This is a genomic window from Mesorhizobium sp. M7A.F.Ca.CA.004.04.2.1 (assembly GCF_004022825.1).
Lineage (GTDB): Bacteria > Pseudomonadota > Alphaproteobacteria > Rhizobiales > Rhizobiaceae > Mesorhizobium.
Genome location: NZ_RZPH01001712.1, coordinates 1 through 550, shown reverse-complemented (window position 1 = coordinate 550; position 550 = coordinate 1). Strand labels below are relative to the sequence as shown.

Annotated in this window: 1 protein-coding gene; it reads left to right on the top strand. The window is 61.5% G+C overall.

The window, feature by feature from the left end; all coding sequences use genetic code 11:
- Positions 1 to 527: ATP-binding cassette domain-containing protein (locus EN893_RS37150; protein ID WP_128362314.1), on the top strand; the 527-nt coding region annotated here is incomplete at its 5' end.
- Positions 528 to 550 lie beyond the last annotated feature (23 nt).

The window sequence follows — 550 nt, the reverse complement described above, 5'->3', positions numbered from 1 at the left end:
AGCATGACGAGGCCGAAATCGCCATGATGGGCATCGGCCGCAAGTTTCAGAAGCCGACCGTGTTCGAAAGCCACACGATCGAGGAAAACCTGATGTTGGCGCTGAAGGGACCGCGCTCGATCTTCCCGGCGCTGTTCCATCGCCGCTCGACCGCCGAGACGCGGCAGATCGATGACATTCTCGGCATCATCCGGCTTGGCGACAAGCGTGACGAATTGGCGGCCAATCTGAGCCATGGACAAAAGCAGTGGCTCGAGATCGGCATGCTCCTGGCGCAGGACCCGAAACTGCTTCTGGTCGACGAACCGGTCGCCGGCATGACCGATGCCGAGACCGAGGAGACCGCGCGGCTGCTCAAGGATATCGCCCGCGACCATTCGGTCATCGTCGTCGAGCATGACATGCATTTCGTGCGCGAGCTCGGCGTCAAGGTCACCTGCCTGCATGAGGGCTCGGTGCTCTCGGAAGGCACACTCGATTTCGTGTCGGCCGACGAGCGTGTCGTCGAAGTCTATCTGGGGAGATGAGCATGGTCTGGCGGGTGCAGTTC